This window comes from Streptomyces sp. TAA204, from assembly GCF_000424965.1.
Map to the genome: position 1 here is coordinate 85,433 of NZ_AUKW01000018.1, position 24,400 is coordinate 109,832.

At 72.7% G+C, this 24,400-nt stretch carries 21 protein-coding genes and 1 riboswitch; of the genes, 7 read left to right on the plus strand and 14 right to left on the minus strand.

Features of this window, described 5'->3' with window-relative positions:
- Nucleotides 1-104: 104 nt before the first annotated feature.
- From H343_RS0119840 to pcaH, 7 genes are all read right to left on the minus strand, one after another.
- On the minus strand, nt 105-1,292 hold the full coding sequence (locus H343_RS0119840) for a transglycosylase family protein (protein ID WP_028432578.1): 1,188 nt from the start codon (nt 1,290-1,292) through the stop codon (nt 105-107).
- Between the two features lie 3 nt (nt 1,293-1,295).
- A riboswitch (cyclic di-AMP (ydaO/yuaA leader) is annotated at nt 1,296-1,469 on the minus strand.
- Nucleotides 1,470-1,729: 260 nt separating this feature from the next.
- Nucleotides 1,730-2,710: a response regulator gene (locus tag H343_RS31670; protein ID WP_486586972.1), complete on the minus strand. Its 981-nt coding sequence runs from the start codon at nt 2,708-2,710 to the stop codon at nt 1,730-1,732.
- 107 nt (nt 2,711-2,817) lie between these two features.
- Nucleotides 2,818-3,735, minus strand: coding sequence for an oxidoreductase (locus H343_RS0119850; RefSeq protein ID WP_028432579.1), 918 nt, complete (start codon nt 3,733-3,735; stop codon nt 2,818-2,820).
- Between the two features lie 86 nt (nt 3,736-3,821).
- A complete protein-coding gene (locus H343_RS31675; protein ID WP_486586973.1) occupies nt 3,822-4,676 on the minus strand; it encodes an alpha/beta fold hydrolase in 855 nt (284 codons plus the stop codon).
- 83 nt (nt 4,677-4,759) lie between these two features.
- Nucleotides 4,760-6,373 (minus strand): lyase family protein, encoded by a 1,614-nt coding sequence (locus H343_RS31680; protein ID WP_078505929.1) that lies wholly within the window; start codon nt 6,371-6,373, stop codon nt 4,760-4,762.
- Complete coding sequence (pcaG, locus tag H343_RS0119865) at nt 6,360-6,944, minus strand: protocatechuate 3,4-dioxygenase subunit alpha (RefSeq protein WP_028432580.1); 585 nt, start codon at nt 6,942-6,944, stop codon at nt 6,360-6,362. The genes H343_RS31680 and pcaG overlap by 14 nt, the downstream gene beginning before the upstream one ends.
- Entirely contained in the window at nt 6,941-7,711 is a 771-nt protein-coding gene (pcaH, locus tag H343_RS0119870; RefSeq protein WP_028432581.1) for a protocatechuate 3,4-dioxygenase subunit beta, read from the minus strand. Before pcaH ends, pcaG begins: the two co-directional genes overlap by 4 nt.
- Before the next feature lie 232 nt (nt 7,712-7,943).
- Between pcaH and H343_RS0119875 the strand changes: the two genes are divergently transcribed.
- The gene (locus H343_RS0119875) at nt 7,944-8,381 is read left to right on the plus strand and encodes a MarR family transcriptional regulator (RefSeq protein WP_028432582.1); all 438 of its coding nucleotides are present in this window, start codon (nt 7,944-7,946) and stop codon (nt 8,379-8,381) included.
- 34 nt (nt 8,382-8,415) lie between these two features.
- Here H343_RS0119875 and nirD read toward each other — a convergent pair whose 3' ends face one another.
- Genes nirD through H343_RS0119890 form a run of 3 tightly spaced genes read right to left on the minus strand, consistent with a single transcriptional unit; the run spans nt 8,416 to nt 12,968 of the window.
- Entirely contained in the window at nt 8,416-8,826 is a 411-nt protein-coding gene (gene nirD, locus H343_RS31685; protein WP_051265572.1) for a nitrite reductase small subunit NirD, read from the minus strand.
- The gene (nirB, locus tag H343_RS0119885; RefSeq protein ID WP_028432583.1) at nt 8,823-11,540 is read right to left on the minus strand and encodes a nitrite reductase large subunit NirB; all 2,718 of its coding nucleotides are present in this window, start codon (nt 11,538-11,540) and stop codon (nt 8,823-8,825) included. Before nirB ends, nirD begins: the two co-directional genes overlap by 4 nt.
- Entirely contained in the window at nt 11,541-12,968 is a 1,428-nt protein-coding gene (locus tag H343_RS0119890) for an FAD-dependent oxidoreductase (RefSeq protein ID WP_028432584.1), read from the minus strand.
- Between the two features lie 145 nt (nt 12,969-13,113).
- Here H343_RS0119890 and H343_RS31690 point away from each other — a divergent pair, with 145 nt between their 5' ends.
- Nucleotides 13,114-14,061 carry a helix-turn-helix transcriptional regulator gene (locus H343_RS31690; RefSeq protein WP_078505930.1) on the plus strand — a complete coding sequence of 316 codons (948 nt, stop codon included), beginning with the start codon at nt 13,114-13,116 and terminating at the stop codon, nt 14,059-14,061.
- On the opposite strand, the gene H343_RS0119900 is transcribed toward H343_RS31690, so the two are convergent.
- Nucleotides 13,995-14,390, minus strand: coding sequence for a VOC family protein (locus H343_RS0119900; RefSeq protein ID WP_028432585.1), 396 nt, complete (start codon nt 14,388-14,390; stop codon nt 13,995-13,997). The genes H343_RS31690 and H343_RS0119900 overlap by 67 nt on opposite strands.
- 267 nt (nt 14,391-14,657) lie before the next feature.
- Here H343_RS0119900 and H343_RS0119905 point away from each other — a divergent pair, with 267 nt between their 5' ends.
- Together H343_RS0119905 and cutA are read left to right on the plus strand one after the other, a co-directional pair.
- Entirely contained in the window at nt 14,658-16,118 is a 1,461-nt protein-coding gene (locus tag H343_RS0119905; protein WP_028432586.1) for a TIGR00366 family protein, read from the plus strand.
- A 31-nt stretch (nt 16,119-16,149) separates the two neighbouring features.
- Nucleotides 16,150-16,533, plus strand: coding sequence for a divalent-cation tolerance protein CutA (gene cutA, locus H343_RS0119910; RefSeq protein ID WP_051265574.1), 384 nt, complete (start codon nt 16,150-16,152; stop codon nt 16,531-16,533).
- A 46-nt stretch (nt 16,534-16,579) separates the two neighbouring features.
- Here the strand turns inward: cutA and H343_RS0119915 are convergent, their stop codons facing one another.
- The 3 genes from H343_RS0119915 to H343_RS0119925 form a co-directional block, all read right to left on the minus strand.
- Nucleotides 16,580-16,990, minus strand: coding sequence for a VOC family protein (locus H343_RS0119915; RefSeq protein WP_028432588.1), 411 nt, complete (start codon nt 16,988-16,990; stop codon nt 16,580-16,582).
- 202 nt (nt 16,991-17,192) lie between these two features.
- Nucleotides 17,193-17,936 (minus strand): class I SAM-dependent methyltransferase, encoded by a 744-nt coding sequence (locus tag H343_RS0119920; RefSeq protein WP_028432589.1) that lies wholly within the window; start codon nt 17,934-17,936, stop codon nt 17,193-17,195.
- Between the two features lie 96 nt (nt 17,937-18,032).
- Nucleotides 18,033-20,213 carry a molybdopterin oxidoreductase family protein gene (locus H343_RS0119925; RefSeq protein ID WP_037904456.1) on the minus strand — a complete coding sequence of 727 codons (2,181 nt, stop codon included), beginning with the start codon at nt 20,211-20,213 and terminating at the stop codon, nt 18,033-18,035.
- A 176-nt stretch (nt 20,214-20,389) separates the two neighbouring features.
- On the opposite strand from H343_RS0119925, the gene H343_RS31695 reads away from it, so the two are divergent.
- The 3 genes from H343_RS31695 to H343_RS0119940 all read left to right on the plus strand — a co-directional run bounded on the left by H343_RS31695 (nt 20,390) and on the right by H343_RS0119940 (nt 24,331).
- Entirely contained in the window at nt 20,390-21,313 is a 924-nt protein-coding gene (locus tag H343_RS31695) for a sirohydrochlorin chelatase (RefSeq protein ID WP_486586974.1), read from the plus strand.
- A 242-nt stretch (nt 21,314-21,555) separates the two neighbouring features.
- The gene (locus H343_RS0119935; protein ID WP_028432591.1) at nt 21,556-22,896 is read left to right on the plus strand and encodes a deoxyguanosinetriphosphate triphosphohydrolase; all 1,341 of its coding nucleotides are present in this window, start codon (nt 21,556-21,558) and stop codon (nt 22,894-22,896) included.
- A gap of 154 nt (nt 22,897-23,050) precedes the next feature.
- Nucleotides 23,051-24,331, plus strand: a complete 1,281-nt coding sequence (locus tag H343_RS0119940; protein WP_028432592.1) for an FAD-dependent oxidoreductase — start codon at nt 23,051-23,053, stop codon at nt 24,329-24,331.
- Nucleotides 24,332-24,400: the final 69 nt, after the last annotated feature.

Below are 24,400 nucleotides of genomic sequence, written 5' to 3' on the forward strand. Positions count from 1 at the left end.
CGGCAGTGCTGTGACGCGGCGGGGAAGACGCAGGGGGTGGCACCCCGCAGTCGAGGTGCCACCCCTTGAGTGAGCCGTCGGCTCAGCTTCTGTTCAGTCCGGCCTCAGAGGCCGACCCCGTTCTGGCGCAGGTAGCCGACCGGGTCGATGTCGGAACCGTAGGCAGGTCCGGTGCGCACCTCGAAGTGCAGGTGCGGGCCGGTGCTGTTGCCGGTCGAGCCGGAGGTGCCGATCTGGTCGCCCACCGAGACCTGCTGGCCGGGGCGCACGGACGTCGCGGAGAGGTGACCGTACTGGCTGTACCTGCCGTCGTCGTGCTTGAGGACGACCTGGATGCCGTAGCTGCCGCCCCAGCCGGACTGCACGACGGTGCCGGAGGTCACGGCCTTCACCGCGGTGCCGGATGGCGCGGAGAAGTCGACGCCGGTGTGCTTGCCGCTCGACCAGCTGCTGCCGGACGCGCCGTACGGAGTGCTCGTACCGCTGCCGACGGGAGCGGCGTAGTCGCCGGAGGAGTCGGACGAACCGGAGGAGGCGGTGCTGGACTTCTCAGCGGTGCCGGACTTCTCCGCGGCGTCGTCCGAGCGGGACTTGCCGCCCGAGGGTTCGGCCTTGGCCTTGCCTTCGCCGAGGGTGAGCTTCTGACCGGGCAGGATCAGGTCCGGGTCGCTGCCGACGGTCTCGCGGTTGGTGTCGTACAGCTTCTTCCAGCCGCCCTCCACGCCCTCCGCGTCGGCGATCCGGAAGAGGGTGTCACCGCGGGCCACGGTGTGGAAGCGGTCGCCCTGCGGCTTGGCCTTCTTCTTCTCCTCGGCCTTCGGGGCGGGCTCCTTCTGCTCCGCCTCCTGCTTCGAGCCGTCCGAGCCGTCCTGGCTGTCGGGGGCGATGTCGGGCGAGCCGCTGTCCCGGGTGAGACCGGCCTTCGGGCCGCACATGGGCCACGCCTTCGGGCCCTGGCCCTCCAGGACCTTCTCGGCGACGGCGATCTGCTGGTCCTTGGTGGCCAGATCGGCGCGCTCGGCGTACTTCCCGCCTCCGAAGGACGTCCAGGTGCTCTGCGTGAACTGCAGACCACCGTAGAAACCGTTGCCGGTGTTGATGGACCAGTTCCCCGTGGATTCGCACTGCGCGACCTTGTCCCAGGTGCTGACCGGGGCGGCGTGCGCAGTGCCCGATGCGACGAGGGGAAGGGCCATACCGGCTCCGCCCGCCGTGAGGGCTATCGACGTGCGCGAGACTCCGCGAGCGAGGCGGCGATTGGGCTGACGACGGTGACGACCGCGTCCGGACATAGGGCAGTTCCTCTCCTACGCCTGCGAGGTGAGCTGTCGGATTCGGGCTGGAGTTGCCCGGCCTACGCGAACACGAGGGGTGTATTCGCGTACGGCTTCACCCCGAGCCGTGCGTGTGACGTATCGCACGGCACTTACCTGGTTCCCCCGCTCCTGCCGCCTCGGTGTGCGTGAGTTCCCCCTGTCCGGGCGGCAGGATTCGGCGTCCCCGGCAGCGGACCACCGCACGGGAGACGCGGTGGAGTTCGCACGTTAAGCAGAAGGAATTCCTCACCACAAGAAAACCGGCACATCTCCCGGAAGGCAAAGATCGCCCAATACGGCGGGTAACGGTGATAGCGCTGCCGGATTTCCTTGCTGAGCAGGGGAATTGAGGCCGTTCCATGTGTGCTGCATTCATTCGTGTGACGCTGCTCACGGATTGTCTGTGTCGGGAATCACGTGCTGTCACGTGCTTTCCCCGGACCGGACGGTTTCTCTCCGTCCGCCGCGTCCTCACCGGCGGTGCCGGCCGCTCCGGACCGGTCGACGCGGTGGTAGAGCCGCTCCGGGCGGCCCGTCGTGCCGTAGCGGAGCGTGACCCGGGCCGTGCCGAGGGAGACGAAGTGCTCCAGGTACCGGCGGGCGCTCACTCGCGAGAGCCCGCTGCGCTCGGCGCACTGCGACGCCGAGAGGCCGGAACCGTCCCCACCGGCGTCCAGAGTGCCGCGCACCAGCTCCGCCGTCTGCTCCGTGAGGCCCTTGGGGAGTCCGGTCCGCTGCCTGTACGGCCCGGCGCTGTGCCCGTACGGGGCGGGGCGCCCGTCCGCGGCACGGCCGGAAGCGGCCCCGCCGGCCGGGTGCGGCGCACCGGCACCACCGTCCGGCGCTTCGCCCGCCGGGTCGCCGGACGGACTGCCTGTGCCGGCGAACAGCCGGTCCACATCGTCCTGTCCGGCCGTCTTGAGCGCCGACAGTGCCGCCCTGCGCTCCGCATACCGCCGAAGCCGCTCCTGGAGCAGCTGTCCCTCGAAGGGCTTGATGAGGTACTGCACGGCGCCGCCGCGCTGAGCGCCCCGTACGGTCTCCGCGTCCCGTGCGGCCGTGACGACCAGGACGTCCGGGCCCTCCTCAGGAGCCGCGCCGCCGCGCAGCTCGCGCAGCACCTCCAGGCCCGGGACGTCGGGCAGATACATGTCCAGCAGCACCAGTTCGGGGGCCAGTTCGCGCACCGCCGCCAGTGCCTCGGTGCCGCTGTGGACCGCCGCGGCGACGGTGAAGCCGGGGACCTGCTCGACGAGGGTGCTGTGCAGCCGGGCCACCATGAAGTCGTCGTCGACGACGAGTACGCGGATCAGCGTCTGACTCCTCTCCCCGCGGGGCGGCGGACGGCCTCCGGCGCGTTCCCGCAGGACACTATGGCCGAACCGGCGGCGCACACCAAGGCACGCACCAAGGGGGGACACCGAGGCGCACACCACCGGCCCGTAACCCGCTCCGTCCGTCCGCGGCCGCGGGGTTCGTGCGCGAGCGGCCGGCCGTACTGTCACAGCCCCCGGTACGCCACGCCCGTCAGCCGTTTCGAGGCCGCCCACAGCTGGCCCGCCGCGATGTCGTTACGGGCCCACGACGCCCGCCAGGAAGGCCCTGGCCCGCCGCGCAGCCCGAGGATGCGCGGCCCGAAGAAGGAGTCACTGTGCACGTACGGCGCGGTGGCCGCGTACAGGGTCGGCGCGGCGCCCTGGTCGGGGGAGGAGCCCAGCGCCGTGCCGGCCAGCCGGGCCGCCCTCTCCCGTGCCGGGTCGCCCGCCAGCCGCGGCCCCCTGACGTGCAGGTCCGTCCGGGTGTAGCCGGGGTGGGCGGCGGTGACCGTCAGGTCGAGCCCCTTGCGGTCCGCGCGGTGGGACAGTTCGCGCACGAAGAGCAGATTGGCCGTCTTCGAGGCGGCGTAGGCCAGCATCGGACGGTAGCGGCGTTCGCTGTTGAGGTCGTTGATGTCGATGTTGGACAGTACGTGCGCCATGCTGGCCACCGTCACCACGCGTGCGCCCGGCGCGGCGAGCAGCTGTTCCAGCAGTAATCCCGTCAGCGCGAAGTGCCCGAGGTGGTTGACGCCGAACTGGGTCTCGAAGCCGTCGGCGGTGCGTGCGTACGGCACCGCCATCACGCCCGCGTTGTTGATGAGCAACTCCAGGCGGTCACACGGGAGCGCCTTCGCGAAACTCTGTACGGAGGAGAGGTCGGCCAGGTCCAGCAGGCGCAGTTCGGCCTGCGCCTCGGGCACCTCGGAGCGCAGCCGATCCATGGCCGCCGAGCCTCGCTCCTCGCTGCGGCAGGCGAGCACCACGCGGGCGCCGCGCCGGGCCAGTTCGCGCGCCGTGACGTATCCGATCCCGCTGCCGGCTCCGGTCACGACTGCCGTTCGCCCGCTCTGGTCGGGGATGCTGCGCGCTGTCCAGCTCATACGGGTCAGCGTATGGCCGGCGGCCCGTCAGCGCGAGGGAGGGTGGCGGGGGACGACGGGGAGCTTCGGTGAGAGTGCGGGCGCGCTCACCAGTGCCCGGTGGGGCCCGGCAGGCAGTCGTGGTGGACCAGGAGGGCCGCGGTGACCGCGTCGGGGCATTCCGTGTTGGCCAGGTGCATGCCGCCCGCGACCTCGACCAGCGCCGCTCCGGGCACGTTGTCGGCGATCTCCCGCGCGTGCAGGGGCGGGGTGGCCGGGTCCTGGCGTCCGGCGACGGCCAGGGTGGGAACCCGCACCTCGGCCAGCCGTTCCCGCAGGTCGAAGGAGGCGACGGCGTCGCAGCAGGCCGCGTAGCCGGCGGCGTCCGTGCAGCGCAGGTCCTCGACGAGCGCGGCCCCGTGCGGGGTCCCTTCGAAACCCGGTGCGAACCACACGCCCGGACGGGAGGCGATCATGGATTCGGTGCCGTGCGTGCGTACGGCCGCCGCCCGCTCGCGCCAGACCGACGCGTCGCCGAAGCGGGCGGAGGAGCACACCAGGGAGAGCTCCGTGAGCCGTTCGGGATGGTGCACGGCCAGATGCAGACCGACCGCGCCGCCCAGGGAGATCCCCGCGTAGGCGAACCGCTCCCAGCCCTGCGCGTCGGCCGCCCGGAGCACGAGCGCGGCCAGGTCGGCGACGGTGGCGGTGCCGTCCGTGGGGATCAGACCGCTGGAGGAGCCGGCCATCGGCTCGGCGGGCGAGGCACCGTGCCCCGGCAGATCCCAGCGCAGCACGTGGTGGGTGCGGATGAGCGCGGCGAGTTGGGGCTCCCACACCGCGAGCGAGGTTCCCAGGGACGGCCCGAGGATCATGGGTCTGCCGTCGGCCGGGCCGTCCAGGCGGTGGTAGGGGAGGGGAAGCGGGAGCGGCGCGGTGCCGGTGGTACTGGATGCGATCACGGTGAAGTCTCCGGGGCTGCGTGAGCCTGCGGCTCTGGCGCCCGTCTGTCGTGTTCCGTCTCTGGGCGGGCGGGGGTGGTCTCTCACTGCTTCGCTCGGTCCGGTGCTCCGTCCGGTGCTCGGTCCGGTGCTCCGGCGGCGTCCGCCGGCCGTACGGACGGCGGCGTGGCCCCCGGCGAGCGGCGCAGCGCGCGGTCGGTGAGGACGGGCGCCGACCCGGTGTAGTGGGTGGGGTCGGTCAGGTCGCGCAGCCGGTCCCGGGAGAGCACGTCGCGCAGGGTGGGCTCCTCCTCCAGCAGCGCCTCGTCGAGGGTGATGCCCTCGTCCACCGCCTTCTGCGAGGCCGCGTCGAGCAGCTTGCGTGCACGTGCACGTCCCAGGAGCGGTCCGAGCGCGACGGTGAAGCGCTCACTGACGATGAGACCCTCGGTCAGGGCGAGGTGTTCGTGCATGCGGTAGGGGAAGACCTGGAGCCCTTCGGCGAGTTCGGCGGCGGCGTACGCCGATCCGCCGGTGAGTCGCAGCAATTCACGTACGGGCTGCCACTCCGCGTGCCAGGCACCGGCGGGACGTTCGTCCTCGGCGGCCAGTGACGCCAGCAGGGTCGAGGCCAGCGCCGGTGCCTGCCGCGCCGTGGCGGCGATGAGAGTGGCCCGCACCGGGTTGGTCTTGTGCGGCATCGCCGAGGAACTGCCGCCGCCGCCCTCGCCGACCTCCGAGACCTCGCTGCGTGAGAGCACCAGCACGTCAGCCGCGAACTTGCCCAGCGCGCCGCAGGCGAACCCGCAGGCCGAACCCAGGTCGGCGACCGGCGTGCGCAGACTGTGCCAGGGCAGCGCGGGTTCGGCCAGGGCGAGTTCGCGTGCGTAGGCGGCCAGCAGCCGCAGGCCCACGTCGGTGCCGCAGGCGTCGTTGCGCAGGACCGGGCCGTCCTGGGCCCCGCCCTCCGTTCCGCGCCTGGTCCCGCTCTCCGTCCCGCTCTCCGCGCCGGACTCGGTGTCGGCCTCCGCGTGCGCCGCGAACGCCGCCAAGGTGCCGGCGGCACCGCCCAGTTGCACGGGCAGGGCGTCCCGGACGGCCGAGAGCCGGCCGTGGGCGTCCAGCACCAGGCTGCGCCAGCCCGCGACCTTGAGTCCGAAGGTCGTCGGCACGGCGTGCTGCGTGAGCGTCCGTCCGGGCAGGGGCGTGTCCCGGTGTTCGGCGGCGACGAGGGCCAGCGCACGGGCCGTACGGTCCAGGTCGGGCAGCACGGCGTCCAGTGTGCGGGCCGCGACCAGCATCAGTGCCGTGTCCAGGATGTCCTGGCTGGTGGCGCCCCTGTGCACGTACGGACCGGCGTCCGGGCCGACCGCGTCGGTGAGGTCGGCCACCAGCGGGATCACGGGATTGCCGCCCGAGCGTGCCCGTACGGCCAGGCCGCGGAGGTCGAAACGGCCGGCGCGGGCGGCTGCCGTGACCGCCGAGGCGGCCTCCGCCGGTGCCAGACCGAGGCTCGCCTGTGCTCTGGTCAGCGCCGCCTCGGCGTCGAGCATGGCCTGGAGCACCGCGCTGTCGCCCGTACCCGACTCCGCCCCGGAGCCCGCGCGTGCGGGTGTCAGCAGGCCGACGTCCTCCGGGGCCGGGCCGCCGTGGGGGCCGGGGGTCGGGCCGGGGCCCGTGGCGGCGGCAGGGCCGGGGTCCGCGTCACTGGAAGTCAAGGAAGACCGTCTCCTTCTCGCCCTGCAGTCTGATGTCGAAACGGTACGAGCCCGCGCCGCGTTCCGCCGTCGCCACCAGCCTCTCCCGCTGTTCGGCGTCGAGCGAGGCGAGAAGAGGGTCGGTGCCGTGAGCTTCCGCGTCCTGTGGAAAGTACACGCGTGTGAAGAGATGGTGCAGCAGTCCGCGGGCGAAGACGCACAGACTGATGTACGGCGCGTGCCCGGGGCGGGCGCCCGGCAGGAGCGTACGGACGCTCCAGTGCCCGTCCGCGTCGGTGGCCACGCGGCCGAAACCGGTGAAGTCCACGCCGTTGCGTCCGAGGTGGCCGCCGTCGACAGGGTCGCGCCGCATGGAACCGGGCGCACCGGCCAGGCCGCCGTCCCCGTCCGCCTGCCACACCTCGATCAGGGCGTCCGGGACCGGGTCTCCCGCACCGTCGTGGACGTACCCGTGCACGGTGACGGCGTCGCCGCGGCCGGCCGGGGCGATCTCGCCGCCGCCGGGGAAGGGCAGGGCGTACCCGTAGAACGGGCCCACCGTGTGGGACGGGGTCGGCTGCAGGTCGCTCATCGGCGGCTCTCCTCGGTCCAGGTGGCGGACGGTCCGTCGAGCACGATGTCCCACCTGTAGCCCAGGGACCACTCGGACCGGGACAGACCGTGGTCGTAGTCGGCCACCAGCGCCTGCCGCGCCGCCTCGTCGGTGACCGACTGCAGGATCGGGTCGTGCGCGAAGAGCGGGTCGCCCGGGAAGTACATCTGCGTCACGAGGCGCTGGGTGAACGCGGTGCCGAACAGCGAGAAGTGGATGTGGGCCGGGCGCCACGCGTTCTCGTGGTTGCGCCACGGGTAGGCGCCGGGCTTGACCGTGGTGAAGCTGTAGCTGCCGTCGTCGCCGGTCAGCGTGCGGCCGACGCCCGTGAAGTGGGGGTCGAGCGGTGCCGGGTGCTGGTCGCGCAGATGTGCGTAGCGTCCCGCCGCGTTGGCCTGCCACAGCTCGATGAGCTGGCCGCGTACGGGGCGTCCCGCGCGGTCGGTCAGCCGCCCGGAGACCGTGATGCGCTCGCCCAGCGGCTCACCGGCGTGCTGGCGGGTGAGGTCGGCGTCGGTGTCGGTGACGTCCGTGGTGCCGAAGACCGGTGTGTGCAGTTCGACGGTCTCCGGGTCGGGCCGCACGGGGACGAGGGGCTGCTCGGGGTGGCGCAGCACGCTGCTGCGGTAGGGCGGGTAGTCGCGCGAGGGGTGGTGGGCCGGGGGTGCTCCGGCGGCGCGGGACTTCTCGTACGCGTCGCGCAGTGCGGCGACTTCCCGGTCGATGTCGTGCTGGGTGAGAGGCATGGATGTGGCTCCTGTCGGCCCTGGAGAACGGACGCGGCGCGGGCACAATGCTCAGTGTGCTGAGTAATTGGGCGAAGTGGTTTTGACGCTGCCACTCCCGGTCAGGTGCGTCAAGACCATGGGAAAGCTCCGGAGGCTCTCGACACTCAGTGCCTCGCAACGCAAGAATCAGTCAGTACACCCACTGATTCCCACTGATCCCCGCTGGACGGGCAGCCGTGAGGGAGAGCGCATGGCCGCGGTCGATCTGAGCACGCACCCGGGGCACCTGGCCCGGCGGCTCCAGCAGGCGCACTCGCTGCTGTGGGTGGCGATGGTCTCGGAGGAGACCACGTCTCCGCAGTTCGCCGTGCTCAACGCGCTGGAGGAGAAGCCCGGCATGGACCAGCGCACCCTCAGCGAGACCGTCCACCTCGACCGCTCCACGATCGGGGACCTCGTCGCGCGGCTGGCCGGGCGGGAACTGGTCGAGCGGGTGCGCGACCCGGTGGACGGGCGGCGCAACGTACTGAGGCTGACCCGGGAGGGCAGACGGGTGCACAGGAAGCTCGTCACCCGTACCGCACGGATGAACCGCGTGTTCCTCGCGCCGCTCGACGGTGCCGAGCAGGAGACGCTGCTGCGCCTGATCGCGCGCGTCGCCGGAGCGGCGGAGGAGCTGCGCGGCTGAGCGGCTCCCGCGTGCCGGGCGGCACGGAGGCTGCTCAGCGCGGCTCGGCGCGGCTCGGCGCGGATTGCCGTGTCCGGCAGTCGAAGACCGGGACGCTGACGGCCGGGTCGTCCAGACAGCGCCCCGTCTCCAGGTCGAAGCGCTGCTTCAGCAGCGGCGACGCCACGAAGGGCGCGCCGTCCGAGGTGCCGAGCAGGCCGCGGGAGAGCACGTAGGCGCCCGTGAAGGGATCGCGGTTGCCGATCACGTACGTACGTCCGGCGCGGCCGGTGAAGACGGCGGCCTGCGTGCCGTCGGGCAGCAGCGCCGCGACACCCCGGCCGGGGGTGAGGTCCTCCAGTCGGCACACCGCGAACCAGCTCTCGCCCTGGCGCACTTCGACCAGCCCGGCGGCGGCGCCGGGAGGATGCGGACCGGCGGCGGAGGAGACGGTGGTGGCTGTCATCGGGATGCGGTCCCTTCGAGCGTGCGTTCGTCGGAGTGCCCGGCGGCCTGTCCGGCGGCCTGTTCGGCGGGGCGTACGGGGATGTCGGGGCCGGAGAGGAGTGTCAGGTCCGGCTTGATCTGCTCGCGCTCCTCGACGAACCGCACGGACGGATCGGGAACGCCCGGTGCGTTGACGAAGGACACGAAGCGGGCCAGCTTCTCCGGATCGGCCAGCGTCGCGGACCACTCGTCCCTGTAGTGCGCGACGTGGTCGGCCATCAGGGCCTCCAGCTCGTCGCACAGGCCGAGCGAGTCGTGCACGACGACGTCCCTGACGTGACCGAGGCCGCCCTCGATCCGCTCCAGCCACGCGGAGGTGCGCTCCAGCCGGTCCGCGGTGCGGATGTAGAACATCAGGAACCGGTCGGTGAGCCGCACCAGTCCGGCGTCGCTCAGGTCCTGCGCCAGCAGGTCGGCGTGGCGTGGAGTGGCCCCGCCGTTGCCGCCGACGTACAGGTTCCAGCCGGCCGAGGTGGCGATGATGCCGAAGTCCTTGCTCATGGCCTCGGCGCACTCGCGGGCACATCCCGAGACGGCCGACTTCAGCTTGTGCGGAGAGCGCAGTCCGCGGTAGCGCAGCTCGAGATCGATGGCCATACGGACGCTGTCCTGCACGCCGTAGCGGCACCAGGTGCTGCCCACACAGGACTTGACCGTGCGCAGCGCCTTGCCGTACGCGTGGCCCGACTCGAAGCCCGCCTCGACCAGCCGCGCCCAGATGCCCGGGAGCTGGTCGACCCGCGCTCCGAACATGTCGATGCGCTGACCGCCGGTGATCTTCGTATAGAGGCCGAAGTCGCGGGCGACCTCACCGATGACGATCAGCTTCTCGGGTGTGATCTCGCCGCCGGGGACGCGCGGGACGACCGAGTAGGAGCCGTTGCGCTGGAGATTGGCGAGGAAGTGGTCGTTGGTGTCCTGCAGCGCCGCCTGTTCGCCGTCCGGGCCCCCGAGGATGTGACCGTCCGCGCCGATGGACGGTGCCAGGGAGGCGATGACGGAGGCCACGGTGGGCTTGCAGACCTCGCACCCGTCGCTGCGCCGCGCCTCCTCGCGGCCGTGCGAGTCGAGCAGTTCGGCGAAGGTGGTGATCCTGAGGGTGCGCACGATCTCGTACAGCTCGGAACGCGTGTAGGCGAAACAGCCGCACAGACCCTTGTCGACGGTGACGCCGTTCGCCTCCAGCTCGGCGTCGACGAGCTGGCCGATCACCTTCACGCAGCTTCCGCATCCCGTGCCCGCACTGGTGCACTTCTTCACCGACGGGACGTCCGTGCAGCCGTGTTCGCCGACGGCCGCACGGATTGTGCCCTTGTCGACGTGGTGACAGTTGCAGACGACGGCGTCGTCCGGCAGTGCCGCCGGCCCGAGCGCCGCCGGGGCTCCCGTGCCGGCGGGGAGCACCAGCGACTCGGGCGGTACGGGTGGCACCGATCCGGTGAGCGCGCGCAGGGTGCCGTACGCCTCGGCGTCGCCGACCAGGACACCGCCGAGCAGCGATCCGTCCGGGGAGACGACCAGCTTCTTGTACACGCCCGCGCGGGAGTCCGCGTAGACCACGTCCATGCTGCCCTCGGCGGTGCCGTGCGCGTCGCCGAAGGAGGCCACGTCGACGCCGAGGAGCTTGAGCTTGGTCGAGGTGTCGGCGCCGGTGAACGTGCGCGCCCCGCCCGCTGTGCCGTCCCCTGTCCCGTCCGCCGCCCCGCGCGTCGCGGCCCCGGCCCGCTCACGGGCCAGCCGCCCCGTGATCGCGTCGGCGGCGCTCTCCGCCATGTCGTACCCGGGCGCGACCAGCCCGTAGACGATCCCGTCCGCCGCCCGGGCGCACTCGCCGATCGCGTAGACGTCCGCGTCGCCGGTGCGGCAGAACTCGTCGACGACGATTCCGCCGCGCGCTCCCACTTCGAGGCCGCTGTCCCGTCCGAGCTGGTCGCGGGGGCGTACGCCCGCGGAGAAGACGACCAGACCGGTGGAGATCCGCGAACCGTCCGAGAGCGTCATCGCCGTCACGGCACCGCTGCCGTCCGCGGCGATCCGTTCACCCGCGACACCGGTGTGCACGGTCAGATCCATCTCCTCCAGGGTGCGGCGCAGCGCCGCACCACCGCCCGCGTCGACCTGGAGCGCCATCAGCCGCTCGCTGAACTCGACGATGTGCGTCTCCAGCCCGAGCCCGCGCAGCGCACCGGCCGCCTCCAGGCCCAGCAGCCCTCCGCCGACGACCACTCCGCCGCGCGCCGATGACTTCGCGTACTCCTCGATCGCCAGCAGGTCGTCGATGGTGCGGTAGACGAAGCAGCCGGTGCTGTCGCTGCCGGGAACGGGCGGCACGAAGGGATAGGAGCCGGTCGCCAGGACGAGGACGTCGTAGCCGACCGTGAGCCCGGAGCGTGAGGTGACCCGGCGCCGCTCCCGGTCCAGGGCCGTGGCCGGGTCCCCCAGGTGCATCTCGATGCCGTGTTCTTCCAGGAACCGCTCGTCGGTGAGGGAGAGTTCGCCGGGCGTCGTCCCGGAGAAGTACGAGGTGAGCCGGACGCGGTCGTAGGCGGGACGCGGCTCCTCGCACAGCACGACCACCCGTGCGCGCCCGGTCGTCCCTCGCGCGGCCAGGGCTTCGAGGAAGCGCTGGCCGACCATCCCGTGACCGACCAGCACAATCGTCGGCGTCGTCATCTAGGAACCCCCATCGTGGGTGAGCAGGTGGAGCAGCGGCTCGGAGGGCAGCAGTTCGTCGCCCTCCCAGGTGCGGGCGAGCGTCCCGACGGAGCGGAGGTCTCCCAGCAGGATGCCGCCGACAAGCCGGTCGTCGCGGACGACGACCTTCCGGTAGATGCCGCGGGTGGCGTCCGTGAGGTGGACGACGTCGTCGTCCTCACGGGGCGTCGGCTCGCCGAACGCGGCAAGGTCGAGGGACGGTTGCGGACTCTGCGCGCTCGGCGGGTTCTGGGGGTTCTGGGGGCCGGTGCCGGTGCCGGTGCCGGTTGCGGTGCCCGTTCCGTGCGCTGCGCTCCGCGCGTCCCGCGCCGCGAGAGTCAGCCGGGTCAGCGCACGGGTGCCCCGGTAGCGCGGGGCGTCCGCGGCGGAGGACGCACCGGAGGAGTCCGAAGTGCCCTCCGTCGCGCGGGCGGTGAGGACACGGGCCAGCGTGTCGGCCTGTTCCTGCGCGGGGCCCGCGAGTCCGTAGAGAACCCCGTCGTGCTCCGCGCAGTCACCGATCGCGCGGATGCGCGGGTCGCTCGTACACAGCCGGTCGTCGACGACGACACCCCGCGCCACGTCCAGACCCGCGGCGCGGGCGAGTCCCGTACGGGGGCGCACGCCGCAGGCGAGAACGACGAGATCGGCCTCCAGGGGGTAGCCGTCGGCGAGTTCGACGGCCCGCACGTCGCGCGCGTCGCGGAAGGAGCTGCCGGCGGTGGGGCCGGTGCGCGCCGGCCGGTGGCCTCCCGGCCGTGTACGAAGGCCGCGCGCCCGGCACTCCGTGTGGACCTCGACCCCGGTCTCTTCCAGGTGCCGCCGCAGCACTGCGGCGGCACCCGCGTCGAGCTGCCGCTCCATGAGGCGTTCGCCCTGGTGGGCCAGCACGACCTGGGCGCCGCGCAGGGCGAGAGCCCGCGCCGCGGAGACCCCCAGCAGGCCGCCGCCGATCACCACCGCGCGTACGCCGCCCCGCACGTGGTCGCGCAGGGCGAGCGCGTCGTCCATGGTGCGGAACGCCCGCACGCCCTCCGGCAGATCGCCGCCGTCCCCCTCGAACAGGCCGCGCAGCGGCGGCAGTACGGGGTTGGCGCCGGTGGCCAGCACGAGGGTGTCGTAGCCGAGTCTGCTGCCGTCGTCGCAGATGACGCGGCGCTCCTCGCGGTCGACACGGACGGCACGCACCCCCCGCATCCAGCGGGCCCGGCTCATGGGGAGCGTGATGACGCCGGGGGGATACCGCCCGGTGAGGACGTCGGCCAGCAGCACCCTGTTGTACGCGGCGTGCGGCTCCTCTCCGACGACGGTGACGTCGGCGTCCGCACCGGCGGCGTCGAGCTGCCGGGCGAGACGGGCGGCGGACATGCCGCCGCCGATCACCACCACACGCTGTCGCAAGGTCATGGAACGAGCCTGCGTCCGGCCTGTTACCCGTCGGCATCACATCCGTTTCCCCGGCGCAACGCTGCCCTCAGCTCCCCGCAGGCGGCGTTGTGAGGGGAGGGCACGGGCGTGAGCGGTCCGGCGTCCGGAGCGGCAGAATGGGGGCATGTACCGGGAGCGCCCCTCGTGGCTGGACGGTGCGGTGGTGTGGTCGCAAGGCGGCGCCCCCGCCGGCGAGGCACGCGTCCTGCCCGACGGCTGCATGGACCTGCTCCTGTGGGACGGCGCTCTGCTCGTCGCCGGCCCCGACACCCGGGCGCATCTCTTCTCGCGGCAGGCCGGCGCCCGTATGACCGGACTTCGCTTCCCGCCCGGCATGGCTCCGCTGGTACTCGGCGTACCGGCGCACGAACTGCGCGATGCGCGTGTGCCGCTCGACGCGGTGTGGCCGGAGCGCCTCGTGCGGCTGCTGTCCGAACGGCTCGCCGCGGCCGAGGAGCCGGGCGGGGCCCTGGAGTCCGTCGCCGCCGCGAGACTGCGCGAACGTCCGGTGCGGACGGGAGGGCAGGGGTCCTTCGCGCTGCCGGCTGCCTCGACCGCCGCGGAACTGCTCGCACTGGGAAGGACGGTGGCCGATGTCGCCCGGACCCTCGCGATGGGCGAACGGCAGCTGCACCGGCACTGCAAGGACGCCTTCGGGTACGGGCCCAAGACCCTGGCGCGTGTGCTGCGGATGCAGCGGGCGCTGCGGCTGGCGAGGCAGGACACGCCGCTCGCGCAGGTGGCCGCCGAAGCCGGGTACGCCGACCAGGCCCATCTCTCGCGGGAGGTACGGGCGCTGGCCGGCGTGCCGGTCACGGAGCTGCTGCCGGGCACCGCCGCCCGTACGGGCAGGTCCGGCGCCGGCAGGTCCGGTACGGGCAGGTCCGGCGCGAGCAGGTCCGGTACGGGCAGGTCCGGCGCGGGCCGGGCCCGTTCAGGCGGTGCCGATACACCCGCGACCGGTACGGACGGGGGCGGCACCACGGCAGTAAGCGCCGGCAGCCGTCAGGGAAGGCGGGCGAAGAGGTCCACCGAGTTGCCGTCCGGGTCGTCGACCACCGCGTACCGCTGACCCCAGAAGGCGTCCCACGGCGCGTTGCGCCCCTCGTACCCGGCGCCCGTCAGATCGGCGTAGAGCCGGTCGACCTCGCCGGGGGAGTCGCAGAGGAAGGCGAGCCCGATCCGGCCGGCGCCCCGCGGGCCCGCGTCCCATCCGGGCTCGAACGAACGGATGGTCTCCTCGGTGTCCCAGGCGATGCGCAGCCCGCCCGGCAGGGCGGCCTCCACATGGGGCTCGTTCTCGGCCCCGGTGGGGACGTCCAGGCCGAGGCGGCGGTAGAAGGCGAGAGCGGCGGCCATGTCGGCGGTGACGAGACCGATGAGGTCGAAGCGTGGAGTCATGTCCGCACGTTAGGCGGAGCGGCGCGCGAGGGTCTTGAACGAATCGGACGTGCCGCAATGGTCACGCACACCACAGGTTCGGCCCCACGGGTGGTCCCCGCGTCCAGGTTGCTTGCGGTTGTGCAACGCCCGCAGCCGGAAGGCAGGCGGACTCTTCCCATCCGGCCCGCCGCTCGCCAGGATCTGCCGGACGATCCGCCGGTCCACGGGATGCGAGACCCCGCGCACGTGCGACGACCGGCGGCCCCATGCACGAGCGAGGTGGACATGGCCAGCAATGCCGAGACCGGGACCGGACCCGAACCGGACACCGGTGCACGTGAACACGAGACGCTGCTCGCACGGATCGCGCTGCGCTTCACCGCCTTCACCGAGAGATGGCTCCCGGACGCCTTCGGGTTCGTCCTCGTCGGCACGTTCCTGATCTTCGCGCTGGGGCTGTCGACCGGGGAGCGCCCGACGGCCCTCGTGGACGCCTGGGGCGAGGGCGTCTGGTCGCTGATCGAGTTCACCCTGCAGATGGCGATGATCATCATCGGCGGGTACGCGGTCGCGGTCTCCGCTCCCGTCGCAAGGCTGATCACCCGCCTGGCACGAATACCCAGGTCGCCGCGCTCCGCCATCACCTTCACCGCCGCGGTGGCGATGATCAGCTCCTACCTCAACTGGGCGTTCAGCCTGATCTTCACGGCCATCCTCGCCAGGGAGATCGCCCGAGTCGTGCGCGGCACCGACTACCGTGCGCTGGGCGCCATGTCCTTCCTCGGGCTCGGCACGGTCTGGGCGCAGGGGCTGTCGGGGTCGGCCGCGCTCCAGGTGGCCAGCACGGTCTCCAGCCCGAAGCCCGTGCAGGACGTCATCGCCGAGGGCCGGGACGGGGAGAGGGTCATTCCGCTCACCGACACGATCTTCACCTGGCAGAGCCTCACGGCCACCGCGGGCGTCTTCCTGGTCGCCATCGCGATGGCGTGGTACCTCGCGCCGTCCCCCTCGCGCGCGAAGACGGCCGAGGACCTGGGCATCGAACTGCGGCCCCTGACCGAGGAGAGCGACGGCGGAGGCGCCCGGCGCTCACGTCCCGGCGACTGGCTGGAGAGCAGCCCGGTCTTCACCGTCCTGATCGGCCTGCTGGGACTGTGGTACCTGGTACGGCACTTCGCCGCCGCCGAGGGCAATCCGGTCGCGGCGATCGACCTCAACACCGTCAACCTCATCCTGCTGCTGCTCGCTCTGTGCCTGCACTGGCGGCCGGCACGGATGGTCGACGCCGTCCGGCGCGGTGCCCCGGCGGCGTCCGGTGTGCTGCTCCAGTTCCCGTTCTACGGCGGGATCTTCGGCATGATCGCCTTCACCGGCCTGTCCAAGCAGATCGCCGGATGGATGGTCAGCATCTCCAACGAGGTGCTCTTCGCGCCGCTCGTGGCCGTCTACTCGGCGGTGCTGGGCATCTTCGTCCCCAGCGGCGGCAGCAAGTGGGTCATCGAAGCCCCGTACGTGATCGAGGCGGCGAACCAGCTGCACGTCAACCAGGGCTGGATGGTGGTCGTCTACGACCTCGGCGAGGCGTCCGCGAACTTCCTGCAGCCGTTCTGGATGCTGCCGACGCTGGCGATCCTCGGTCTGAAGGCCCGCGACATCATGGGGTACACGTTCGCGATGTTCCTGGCCTGCTTCCCGGCCGTCCTGGTACTGGTGACGGTCTTCGCCGGGACGCTGCCCTTCCCGTGACGTGCCGCGCCGCGGATGTCAGGGTGAGGCCATGGCCGAGAACGACAGCGGGAGTCCTGCCGCCGCGGATGCCGGGAGCGGGATCCTGACCGTACTGACCACGACCGACGCCGAGGAGAAGGCGCGTGAACTGGCGGCCGGCGCCGTACGCCGCCGTGTGGCCGCCTGTGCCCAGATCAGCGCCCCCGTCACCTCCGTCTACCGGTGGGACGGAGCCGTGCAGGACGACCCCGAGTGGCAGGTGCTGTTCAAGACCAGCACCGTCCGCTACGGCGCGCTGGAGGCGTACATCCGCGAGGCGCACGACTACGACGTGCCGGAGATCATCGCGACGCCCGTGGTGCGCGGCGGCGCCGACTACCTGGCGTGGGTGGAGGAGGAGACGCGCCCCGGGGACGACCGGCCCTCCCGCTGAGGCGGCCGGGGTCCCCGGTGTCGGGGCGCGCGGCGGGAGTGGCGGCTCAGCTCTGCTGCTCGACGGCCGAGGGGTCCATCCACATGACCTCCCAGTGGTGGCCGTCGAGATCGTAGAAGCCGCGCCCGTACATGAAGCCGTGGTCCTGAGGGTCGCCGGCGGCCTCCCCGCCCGCCGCGAGAGCGCGGTCGGCCAGATCGTCGACCTGCGCCCTGCTCTCGGCGCTCAGTGCGATGATCGCCTCGGTGGTGGTACGGGAGTCGGCGACATCCTTCTTCGTGAAGGTCCTGAAGTAGGGCTCCACGAGCAGCATCGCGAAGATGTCGTCGCTGATGACGAGGCACGCGGCGTTCTCGTCGCTGAACTGCGCGTCGAACGAGTAGCCGAGGCTGCTGAAGAACGCCCGGGACTGCTCCAGGTCCTGCACGGGGAGGTTGACGAAGATCTTCGTTGACATGGCCGGCACCTTCCGACGGTCGCACCCGGTACTTCCGGAGCGTGATCCCTACGGGCATGGAGACCACGGCGGCGGCGGCAACTCATCGCTGCCGCGTCAGATCCCCACGGATCCACGTGCTACCGCACGGCACCGCACGGCCGCCCGTCCCCGCACCGCGCGGCGGACGCCGCGCGGTGCGGGGAGGCGGCCCGGAGAGTCCCTACGACGGACGCAGCACCAGCGTCACGAACCCCAGCGTCCCCCGGTAGCCGTGCAGCCAGCCGTCGCGGTGCTCGACGGCGGCCTCGCCGGCCGCGGCGCTGTCGGGGTGACGGGGATTCTCCAGCGCCCAGCGGGAGAGCGAACCCGTCCACGACCACTCGTAGTCGTCCCACTCGCCGGGCGTGCTGACGTGGCCGTACACGGGTGTCCAGCCCTCCGCCGTGACGCGGTCGACGGTCTCGGTGAGGGAGCAGAAGTCCTCGGGTGAGGCGTCCAGGGCGGCCAGTGCCGCGCTGGACGGCCCGGTCTCCCAGAAGCCGTCGCCGACCATCACCCGGCCGCCTTCGGCCAGATGCTCCCGCGCGGCACGGAGCGCGGGCAGCAGACCGCCGAAGACGTGTGCGGCGCCGACGTTGAGCACCAGATCGAAGGTGTGCGGTGCGGTGAACCGCGCGGCGTCCTGTTCGTGCAGGGTCAGCCGCTCCTCCACACCCGCTGCCCGTGCCGCCTTCCGCGCCACGTCGAGTGCGGTGCCGGACAGGTCGACGCCTTCGGCGTGTGCGCAGGGACGTTTCGTCAGAGCACGGACCAGCCATTCGCCACTGCCGCAGCCCAGGTCGAGCATCCGCCGCTCACCGCCGGGAAGCGCTCTGCCCAGCAGTCTGCGCACACTGATGTCGCTGAGTGGGGCGGCCACCGGATGTTCGCGGTGCGCGATGCTGCTGAGCAGTTGACGGTCCATGTCGGCAGTCTGTCGGGACGCACGCCCGCCGTCCTGCGAATTCCCGTACCGGAGAGCTGTGCGGCCCTGTGCGTCCCTGTGTGTCCCTGTGCGTCCCTACGGTGTCGGCCCCGCCAGCTCGACCCGTACCGCGCACACCTTGAACTCCGGCATGCGCGAGGTCGGGTCGAGGGCGGGATTGGTGAGGGTGTTCGCCCGGCCCTCGCCGTGCCAGTGGAAGGGCATGAAGACCGTGTCCGGCCGTATGCCTGAGGTCACACGTGCCGGTGCCACGGCACGCCCGCGCCGGGAGACGACCGTGAGCCGGTCACCCTCCTTCGCGCCCAGCCGGCCGGCGAGGCGAGGATGGAGCTCGACGAACGGGCCGGGCGCGGCGGCGTTGAGGGAGTCGACCCGTCGCGTCTGCGCGCCCGACTGGTACTGGGCCAGCACCCGTCCCGTCGTCAGACGCAGCGGATACTCCTCGTCCGGTTCCTCGGCCGACGGACGGTGCATGGCGGGTACGAAGCGGGCGCGGCCGTCGGGCGTGGCGAAACGGTCGAGGAAGAGCCGCGGGGTTCCCGGGTGGCGTTCGCCTTCGAGGACGTCCGGGCAGGGCCAGAAGAGGCCGTCCTCGTCGGCGATGCGCGAGTACGTCATGCCCGAGTAGTCGGCCGGTGCCCCTGCCGTGACCCGGCACAACTCCTCGAAGACCTCCTCCGGTTCGCTGGGGAAGCCCTTCTCCCGGCCGAGCCGCGCCGCGAGTCCGTTGAGCACGCCGAGGTCGCTGCGCACGCCCCCGGGAGGGTCGAGCGCCTTGCTGCGCAGCAGGACCCGGCCCTCGAGGTTGGTGACGGTTCCCGTCTCCTCGGCCCACTGTGTCACCGGAAGAACGACGTCGGCGAGCTGTGCCGACTCCGAGAGGACCACGTCGCACACGGCGAGGAAGTCCAGTGAACGCAGCCGCTGTTCGACGTGGGCGGCGCGCGGTGCCGAGACGACGGGGTTGGAGCCCATCAGCAGCAGGGAGCGCACGTCCTGACCGAGCGCGTCCAGCAGTTCGTACGCGCTGCGTCCGGGACCGGGCAGGCTGTCCGGGTCGACACCCCACACCTGCGCCACGTGTGCGCGTGCCGCCGGGTCGTCCAGCTTGCGGTAGCCGGGCAACTGGTCGGCCTTCTGGCCGTGTTCACGTCCGCCCTGGCCGTTGCCCTGGCCGGTCAGACAGCCGTACCCGGACAGCGGCCGCCCCGCGCGTCCCGTCGCCAGGCACAGGTTGATCCAGGCGCTGACCGTGTCGGTGCCCTTGGACTGCTGCTCCGGGCCGCGTGCGGTGAGCACTATGGAGTCGGCGGGGTCGCAGAAGAGCCGTACCGCCTCGCGCATCTCGGGCACGGAGATCCCCGTGATCCGCTCCACCAGCTCCGGCCAGTGCGCCATCGCCGCGCTGCGGACCTCCGGCCAGCCGCTGGTCCGGGTCTCGATGAACTCCTCGTCCAGTCTGCTCTCCGCGACGACGAGATGCAGCATGCCCAGCGCGAGCGCCAGGTCGGTGCCCGGCCGGGGGGCCAGATGCAGGTCGGCCTGTTCGGCGGTGCGGGTGCGCCGGGGGTCGATGACGATCAGGGTGCCGCCGTTCTCCCGCAGTTCCTTCAGGTAGCGCAGCGCGGGCGGCATCGTCTCGGCCAGGTTCGAGCCGACGAGGACGAGACAGCCCGTACGGGCGACGTCCTCCAGCGGGAAGGGCAGGCCGCGGTCGACGCCGAAGGCCCGCGTCCCGGCGGCGGCGGCCGAGGACATGCAGAAGCGGCCGTTGTAGTCGATCTGGGAGGTGCCCAGCACCACCCTGGCGAACTTGCCGAGGGCGTAGGCCTTCTCGTTCGTCAGTCCGCCGCCGCCGAAGACGCCCACCGCGTCCGGGCCGTGCGTGTGGCGCGTACGCTCCAGGGCGCGGGCCGTCACTTCCAGCGCCTCCTCCCAGCCGGCGGGCTCCAGTTCGCCCGACGCGCGGCGAACGAGCGGCTCGGTGAGGCGGGCGTTCGGAGCGAGCACCGCGGGCGCCGTACGGCCCTTGCTGCACAGCGCCCCCTTGTTCACGGGGAAGGCGTTGCGACCGGTCACCTCCAGGCGCCGTACGCCCTGCGCCATGGCGTCCCCGCTGTCTCCGTCCTCCGCGCCCTTCGTGCTGTCCGTGCCGTTCCGCGCGGTACCGGAGCGCAGAGTCATGCCGCACTGCAGGGCGCAGTACGGACAGTGGGTGTCGGTTCCGGACACGGTGGCTTCGGGGTTCGCCTGCATGCGCACAGCATGCATCACGTCTGTTACGGGCGGCCCTTGGGCGGGTTACACCGCAGGCAAGGGGGCCTCAGCGCCGCACATTCCGGGCAGTGAGGTACCGACCGGTGTGAGACGCGCGCAATGCGGCGTGACACCGGCGCAACCGGGTGGCAACCGGCACGCGCCAGACTCGCCGCATGACGTCACGCTCACAGGACCCCGGCCCCGGCCCGCACGAGGGCCTCGACAGCACGGCGCGACTCATGACCCTCTTCGCCGCGCAGCTCCACGACGGGCTCCGCACCGTTCGCCCGCCGGCGGGACGCCCACCGGCCCGGCTGCCTGCCCAGGCCGCCGCCGCGCCCGCGGGGCCGGTGCTCGTCGCGGTCGCCCACGGCTCCCGCGACCCGCGGGCCCTGCGTACCGTCACGGCGCTGCTCGCCGCCGTACGTGCCTCGCGCCCCGGACTCCGCGTCGAACTGGGCCACATCGAACTGAGCGAACCGGCCCTGCCCGACACCCTCGCCGCCCTCCCCGCCGGCCGTGAGGCCGTGATCGTCCCGCTGCTGTTCGGGCGCGGGCACCACGTGAAGCACGACATCCCGCAGGCCCTGGCCGCGGCACCGCACCTGCGGGCGTCCGTCGCCGCGCCGCTGGCACCGCATCCGCTGCTGGCCGGTGCTCTGCACGCCCGTCTGCTGGAGGCGGGATGGCCGCCCTCCTCAGTTCCCGGTGAGCGGGACGCCGTTGTCCTGGCCGCCGCCGGGTCACGCGATCCCGCTCCGGTCGCCGCGGCCGAGAGCACCGCGGCCCGACTGCGTGAACGGCTCGGCGGCGGTGTGCCGGTGCTGCCCGCGTACGCCTCCGCCGCACGCCCGTCGGTCGCCGAAGCCGTGAGCCGGCTGCGCGCCGACGGGCACGGCCGCATCGCCGTGGCCTCCTGCTTCACCGCGCCCGGCCACTTCGCGTCCCTCTGCGCGGCCGAGGCGCCGTGGATCGTGTCCGCGCCGCTCGGAGCGCACCCCCTGCTGGCGCAGCTCGTGCTGCACCGCTTCGACGAGGCACGCGCGGCGGCGGACCGTACGGGCGGCAACGTGAGCGTTCCTCTCGTGGGTGCGTAGTGCCGCGGCCGGCGCGGATCGCCCGTCGGGTGCGGATCGCCCGTCGGAAAGCGGCGGCCTGTGCGTGCGATCGCAAGGCGTCCCGAGGTCGCTGCGGCAAAGACGACGGGGCCTTCGGCCGACGCCGCGTGGAAGCACCGTCCCCGAAGGCAGTGGAGCGGGCCGGGCGCCGAGAGGGGACAGACCCTGCCGGGAGGGGCGCTGGCCGACCCCACGCGTCCCCGTGCGGCTACGGTCGGCGTATGCACGGCACGCACGGCTCAGAGGCCGCCGGCGAGGGCCCCGCCCCCTACGGCCTGTCCGACATCGAACGCTGGGCGCCCGAACCCGACAAGCGGCCGGGCCGCACCGCGTTCCAGCGTGACCGTGCGCGCGTACTGCACTCCGCGGCGCTGCGCCGCCTCGCGGGCAAGACGCAGGTGGTCGCGCCCGGCACCAGCGCGCAGGCGTGGGACGCCAGCCCGCGCACCCGCCTCACGCACTCCCTGGAGTGCGCCCAGGTGGGCAGGGAGTTGGGCGCCGCGCTGGGCTGCGACCCCGATCTGGTGGAGGCGGCCTGCCTCGCCCACGACCTGGGTCACCCGCCGTTCGGACACAACGGCGAACGCGTGCTCAACGAGATCGCCGCGGCCTGCGGGGGCTTCGAGGGCAACGCGCAGTCGCTGCGGCTGCTCTCCCGGCTGGAGCCCAAGCGCTTCCTGGACCCAGCCCCGGGAGCGCAGGACGGGAGCGGCGGGAGCGGCACGGCCGGCCCGGTCTCCGTGGGTCTCAACCTCACGCGGGCCTCGCTGGACGCGGCCACCAAGTACCCCTGGACGCCCGGGGGTCACCCCACCGACCCGGCCTCGCGCAAGTTCGGCGTCTACGAGGACGACCTGCCGGTCTTCACCTGGTTCCGGCGCGGCGCGCCCGAGGGCCGCAGATGCTTCGAGGCGCAGGTCATGGACTGGGCCGACGACGTCGCCTACTCCGTGCACGACGTGGAGGACGGACTGCACGCCGGGCACCTCGACCCCAACATGCTGCTCGCCGAACCCGAACGGCGCGACATCTTCGACGTCACCGTCTCCCGCTACGCGCCCGGCGCCGGCCACGCCGAACTGGCCGCCGCGCTCGACCGGTTGCTGGAGCAGGAGTGGTGGCCGCACTCCTACGACGGCTCGGCCGTCGCCCAGGCCCGGCTCAAGGACGCCACCAGCCAGCTGATCGGCCGGTTCTGCCTCGCGGCCGAGGGCGCGACACGCGTCGCCCACGGCTCCGGCCGGCTCGCGCGCTACACGGCCGAACTGGTCGTCCCCCGCGGGACGCGGCTGGAGTGCGCGGTGCTCAAGGCGGTCGCGGACCGCTACGTGATGCAGCGCGACGACCTGGAGCGCCTGCGGGCCGACCAGCGCGTCGTCCTCGGCGAACTCGCCCAGGAACTGACCGCCCGAGCCCCCGACGGGCTCGACCCGCAGTTCCGTGCCCTCTTCGCGCTGGCGGACGGCGAGACGGCACGGCTGCGCGTCGTCGTCGACCAGATCGCCGCCCTCACCGACGTCTCCGCCCGCTCGCTGCACAGACGCCTCACCCGCGGCCGGTAGCCGCCAGTCGGCAGCGGCGGGCCGCTCCCGGGCGTTCGGGAACGGCAACCCGGGAGCACACCCCCCTGCCCGGTGGACCTCTTCCCGCTGTCCCCGTGATGCGGGACGCTCACTCTGGACGTTTTTCTGACGGGGGTCAGTGAGGAGGAGTCAAGTGGTCGACGCACACCGGACGTTCGTCATCGTCGGCGGAGGGCTGGCCGGTTCGAAAGCAGCCGAGGCACTGCGTGCGGAGGGCTTCACCGGGCGGGTCATCCTGATCGGCGACGAGCGCGACCACCCCTACGAGCGGCCCCCGCTCTCCAAGGGATACCTCACCGGTGCGGACGAACGCGACAGCGTCTTCGTCCACGAGCCCGCCTGGTACGCGGGTGCCGACATCGAACTCCACCTCGGCCAGACAGTCGTCGGGCTCGACCGGTCCGACAAGAGCGTGCGCCTGGGCGACGGGACGCGCGTGCACTACGACACGCTGCTGCTCGCCACCGGCGCCGAACCGCGCCGGCTGGACGTCCCCGGCACAGGCCACGCCGGTGTGCACCATCTGCGCAGGCTCGCACACGCCGACCGGCTGCGCGGACGGCTGAAGGCGCTCGGACGGGAGAACGGCCACCTCGTCGTCGCCGGAGCGGGCTGGATCGGACTCGAAGTCGCCGCTGCCGCGCGCTCGTACGGTGCCGAGGTGACCGTCGTCGAACCGGAGCCCACCCCGCTGCACGGCGTCCTGGGCCCGGAGATGGGCATGCTCTTCGCCGACCTGCACCAGGAGCACGGTGTGCGCTTCCACTTCGGGGCGCGCATCGCCGAGATCGTGGGACAGGACGGGATGGTGCAGAGCGTGCGCACGGACGACGGCGACGAACATCCGGCGCACGACGTGCTCTCCGCCGTGGGAGCGGCACCGCGTACCGCGCTCGCCGAGTCGGCCGGGCTGGAGCTGGACGGCGGGCCGGGCGGAGGGATCGCCGTCGACGCCTCACTGCGCACCTGCGACCCCGACATCTACGCGGCCGGCGACGTCGCCTCGGTGCGGTACCCCACGCTGGACACGCCGCTGCGCGTCGAGCACTGGGCGAACGCCCTCAACAGCGGCCCGGCGGCGGCACGGGCGATGCTCGGAGGAGACGTCACCTACGACCGTGTGCCCTACTTCTTCTCCGACCAGTACGACGTGGGCCTGGAGTACTCGGGCTACGCGCCCCCCGGGACGTACGACCAGGTGGTGTGCCGCGGGGACGTCGCCAAGCGCGAGTTCGTCGCCTTCTGGCTGAGCGAGGGCCATGTACGGGCCGGACTGAACGTGAACGTCTGGGACGTGACCGGCACGGTCCAGGAGCTCATCCGCTCCGGGACGCCCGTCGACCCGGAAGCCCTGGCCGACCCCGCCGTGCCGCTGGCCGGGCTGAGCGGGGAAGAGGCCGGCCGGACGGGGTGAACCCCCGCCACGGGGCGCGGCCCCGGCACCCCGCCCGAGGCGGAGAGGTGTCGGCGGGCCGCCGTACAC

What these genes read in the sequence shown, in the direction of transcription:
- H343_RS0119840 (WP_028432578.1), bottom strand. Translation starts at nt 1,292, where the DNA reads ATGTCCGGACGCGGTCGTCACCGTCGTCAGCCCAATCGCCGCCTCGCT.
- H343_RS0119850 (WP_028432579.1), bottom strand. Translation starts at nt 3,735, where the DNA reads ATGAGCTGGACAGCGCGCAGCATCCCCGACCAGAGCGGGCGAACGGCA.
- pcaG (WP_028432580.1), bottom strand. Translation starts at nt 6,944, where the DNA reads ATGAGCGACCTGCAGCCGACCCCGTCCCACACGGTGGGCCCGTTCTAC.
- pcaH (WP_028432581.1), bottom strand. Translation starts at nt 7,711, where the DNA reads ATGCCTCTCACCCAGCACGACATCGACCGGGAAGTCGCCGCACTGCGC.
- H343_RS0119875 (WP_028432582.1), top strand. Translation starts at nt 7,944, where the DNA reads ATGGCCGCGGTCGATCTGAGCACGCACCCGGGGCACCTGGCCCGGCGG.
- nirD (WP_051265572.1), bottom strand. Translation starts at nt 8,826, where the DNA reads ATGACAGCCACCACCGTCTCCTCCGCCGCCGGTCCGCATCCTCCCGGC.
- nirB (WP_028432583.1), bottom strand. Translation starts at nt 11,540, where the DNA reads ATGACGACGCCGACGATTGTGCTGGTCGGTCACGGGATGGTCGGCCAG.
- H343_RS0119890 (WP_028432584.1), bottom strand. Translation starts at nt 12,968, where the DNA reads ATGACCTTGCGACAGCGTGTGGTGGTGATCGGCGGCGGCATGTCCGCC.
- H343_RS31690 (WP_078505930.1), top strand. Translation starts at nt 13,114, where the DNA reads ATGTACCGGGAGCGCCCCTCGTGGCTGGACGGTGCGGTGGTGTGGTCG.
- H343_RS0119900 (WP_028432585.1), bottom strand. Translation starts at nt 14,390, where the DNA reads ATGACTCCACGCTTCGACCTCATCGGTCTCGTCACCGCCGACATGGCC.
- H343_RS0119905 (WP_028432586.1), top strand. Translation starts at nt 14,658, where the DNA reads ATGGCCAGCAATGCCGAGACCGGGACCGGACCCGAACCGGACACCGGT.
- cutA (WP_051265574.1), top strand. Translation starts at nt 16,150, where the DNA reads ATGGCCGAGAACGACAGCGGGAGTCCTGCCGCCGCGGATGCCGGGAGC.
- H343_RS0119915 (WP_028432588.1), bottom strand. Translation starts at nt 16,990, where the DNA reads ATGTCAACGAAGATCTTCGTCAACCTCCCCGTGCAGGACCTGGAGCAG.
- H343_RS0119920 (WP_028432589.1), bottom strand. Translation starts at nt 17,936, where the DNA reads ATGGACCGTCAACTGCTCAGCAGCATCGCGCACCGCGAACATCCGGTG.
- H343_RS0119925 (WP_037904456.1), bottom strand. Translation starts at nt 20,213, where the DNA reads ATGCAGGCGAACCCCGAAGCCACCGTGTCCGGAACCGACACCCACTGT.
- H343_RS31695 (WP_486586974.1), top strand. Translation starts at nt 20,390, where the DNA reads ATGACGTCACGCTCACAGGACCCCGGCCCCGGCCCGCACGAGGGCCTC.
- H343_RS0119935 (WP_028432591.1), top strand. Translation starts at nt 21,556, where the DNA reads ATGCACGGCACGCACGGCTCAGAGGCCGCCGGCGAGGGCCCCGCCCCC.